Source organism: Helicobacter sp. MIT 05-5294, assembly GCF_000765675.1.
In the GTDB taxonomy this organism is placed as follows: Bacteria; Campylobacterota; Campylobacteria; order Campylobacterales; family Helicobacteraceae; genus Helicobacter_D.
On sequence record NZ_JRPA02000039.1, the window covers coordinates 1 to 3,783 of the forward strand.

The window sequence follows — 3,783 nt, forward strand, 5'->3', positions numbered from 1 at the left end:
CATTGCCAAAAATCAAGACGAGTTTTTGGGCTTTATTGGAATAGAAAAAAACCAAATCGAAATGCTTTTTGTTGCACCCAATGCGTTTAAAAAAGGTGTGGGCAAAGCATTAATCAATGAAGCATTTAAAAGATTTTTAAAAGATTATCTAAGCATTAAAGTTGATTGCAATGAACAAAACCCACAAGGGCTAGGATTCTATCAACATCTTGGTTTTGAGATTGTAGGTCAAAACCCTAAAGATTCTATGGGGAGAGATTTTCCGATTGTGCATTTAGCGGTACAAACTGATAGTTTTGCTAAAACTTTGCAAGATAATCACTTAAAATATCACATAGAAGTCGCACAAAAACAAGATTTAGAAGAAATTCTTGCCTTGCAACATATCGCTTTTGCTGATGAGGCAAAGAGAATTGGCAAAATGGATATTGAACCGCTAACTCAAGATTTGCAAAGTATAGAACAAGATTTTAAGGAGCAAATATTCCTAAAATGCACACTTGAAAGTGGCGAGATTATCGGTTCTGTGCGAGGATTTACTCAACAAGATTCAACCTATCTTCGCAAACTTTTTGTGAATCCTAAATATCGCAAAAAAGGCATTGCAAGTGCGCTGATTCACACACTTTGTGCCAAGCTCCCTGCAAAGCGATATGAGCTTTTCACTAGCGAAAGAAGCTTTGAAAATATTGCACTTTATGAAAAATTAGGCTTTGTACGTTTTAAGGTTGAGCAGCCCAAAGGCTTTCCGATTAAGGCAGTTTTTTTAGAAAAATTTGCAGATTCTAGAGGGCTGATTGAAACCAATCGCACCTTTTTGCGCCCCTATACCCAAGCAGATTTTGATGCTTTGCATTTGATATTGAGCGATGAAAAAACAATGTATGCGTGGGGGCATGGATTTACACGACAAGAAAGCCAAGAATGGCTAGACAAACAAGTTGCAAATTATGAGAAATATGGCTTTGGAATCTGGGCGATTATCGATAAACAAAGTGGCAAGATTATTGGCAATGCTGGGCTAGATTGCACGACAATTTATTTGGATAAAAACAAGCAAGAATCACAAAAAATCATTGAGATTGGCTATATTCTTGACCATCATTTTTGGGGGCAAGGGTTAGCGAGTGAATGTGCAAAGGCTTGTTTAAAATATGCGTTTGAAATATTGAAGCTAGATGAGATTTATTGCTTAGTCAAAGAGGACAATTTAGCTTCTCAAAAGGTTGCAAAAAAAGTTGGAATGTGCAAAGTAGATGAGTGTATCAAGCACTATCAAGGCAGAGAACTCAATCATCTTGTTTTTAAGCTTGAAAAAAATGCTTGGAACAACCAAAAAGAAAGTGGAATCTTTGCAGGCGTGAAGCAAGATTCTATTGTATGGATGAGCCACGCTGATAAGGTAGAGAGTATTCCAAAAGGCTTTGTCGAGCTTGCCAAAAGTGGCAATACGCATTATTGTGCGATTGCAGATTTTAAACGCAAGATTTATGCGTTGCAGTTTCACCCCGAGGTTGTGCATAGCGAATGTGGAGGGCAGATGTTGTATAACTTTGCTGTGGGCATTTGCAGGAGTGATACTTCTTGGAATATGCGCAATTTTGCCGAAAATGAGATTGTTAAATTGCGAGCGATTGTTGGGGGCGAATCGCCTAAAACTTTTATCACATTTAAAGAGGCTTGCAAAGAGATAGGCAAAAAACAAGCTCTTAATGGGCTTTTAGACATTTGGGAAGATTCTGTCAAGGCAACCCAAAAAATGAGTAAAAAACTGATTGCTGATAGACGAGAAGAGATAAAAAAAGATTATATTCTACAAGCTGAACAAATTATCATTGCAAAAAGGGGTAAAAAGTGGCTAGGCTTTATCGCAACAAAAGGCAATGAAATTACCTTGCTTTTTGTTAAGCCTCAATATTTTAGCCAAAGGGTTGGCATTTCATTATTAAAGTTTGCGTTTGTGCAATATCTAAAAGATTATCCCCAAATCATGCTTAATAGTCGCGAGTGGGCTGTGGGATATTATGTAAAACTAGGATTTGCAAAAATAGCAGAACCCTTTTTGGCGGGGAATACAGGCGAGATTTGGCTTACTCCGCTAAGGATTGAAAAAGAAGTTTTGCAAAAATCTTTAGGACTTGGAGTTGGAGAAAAAATAGAAACCAAGCGATGTGCTTGGGCAACAGATAAAGATGAAAAAGCGTGCAAGCTTTATGAGGATTATCATGATAACGAGTGGGGAGTGCCACTGCACGATGATAATAAGCTTTTTGAATTGCTTGTGTTAGAGGCAATGCAAGCGGGGCTAAGCTGGATTACGATATTAAAAAAACGCGAGGCTTTTAGGGCGGCATTTAATAATTTTGACCCAAAAATTGTTGCCAATTATGATGAAAGAAAAATCAATGAATTATTGCAAAATGAGGGCATTATCCGTAATCGTGTCAAAATCGAAGCAGCGATTGCTAATGCAAAGTTGTTTTTGGAGATTCAAAAAGAATTTGGGAGCTTTGATAGTTATATCTGGGGTTTTGTGGGTGGAAAGCCTATTATCAATGCTTTTGAGAAAATTTCAGATTTGCCCGCTTCTACACCATTATCAGATAAGATAGCTAAAGATTTAAAAAAACGTGGGTTTAAGTTTGTGGGGACTACGATTATGTATGCGTATATGCAAAGTGTGGGGATAGTGAATGACCACCTTACTTCATGCTTTAAGCATTCAGCTTGTAGCGATTTGTCTCTTACACAAGATACTAAAATCGCTAAAGATGAAGTGCTAGATTTTGCGGGGGTAAAAAAGAATGCAAATTTGAAAATAGAAAATTCTAAGATTGTGGATTCTAGTAATGATTGTGCGAGTGTAGAATCTGTAAATGGCGAAGTATTTTTAGATGGATTTTGTGGTTGTGCAGAGGCGAATAACGAGATAGAACACAAGGTTCATCGAGGAAATGAGCCTCAAACTCTGCAAAATACGCTAAAAAGACAAGCCAATAAAGTGCTTTGTGCAGTCAGTGGTGGGGTAGATAGCTCCGTAGTCGCTGCTCTGCTTTATCGTGCGATTGGTGAGAATCTTATTCCCGTCTTTGTCGATACCGGGCTTTTACGCAAGGGTGAAAGAGAAGCGGTAGAGAAGATGTTTAGAGAAAATCTCAAAGTGCCTTTGATTACCGCAGATGCAAGTGAGCTATTCTTGCAACGATTAAAGGGTGTGATAGACCCAGAAAAAAAGCGTAAAATCATTGGCGAGACTTTTATAGAGGTGTTTGAAAAAGAGGCAAAGAAACATAACCAAAAAGGCGAGATAAAATTCTTAGCACAAGGCACGCTTTATCCTGATGTGATTGAGTCGGTGAGCGTAAAAGGACCCAGTAAAACGATTAAATCACATCATAATGTCGGGGGCTTGCCCGAGTGGATGAAGTTTGAGCTGATTGAGCCTTTGCGCGAACTCTTTAAAGACGAAGTGCGGGCGTTAGGCAAAGAGCTTGGAATGCCAGAGTCGATGCTCATGCGCCACCCTTTCCCCGGACCCGGACTTGCGATTCGCATTATGGGCGAGGTGAATAAAAGAGATTTAGATTTATTGCGTGAGGCAGATTCTATTTTTATCGAGGAATTGCAAAATCAAGGGCTATATGATAAGGTGTGGCAGGCATTTTGCGTGCTGCTAAATGTCCGAAGTGTGGGCGTAATGGGCGATAATCGCACTTATGATAACACGATTTGCGTGCGAGCGGTGGAAGCAATCGATGGAATGACCGCGACTTTTGCACATTT

The 3,783-nt window shown here is 39.1% G+C and carries 1 protein-coding gene; it reads left to right on the forward strand.

Annotated features, from left to right (window positions below):
- Window positions 1–3,783 (forward strand): glutamine-hydrolyzing GMP synthase (gene guaA, locus LS69_RS10960; protein ID WP_238699299.1); only part of this gene is annotated, 3,783 nt, incomplete at both ends.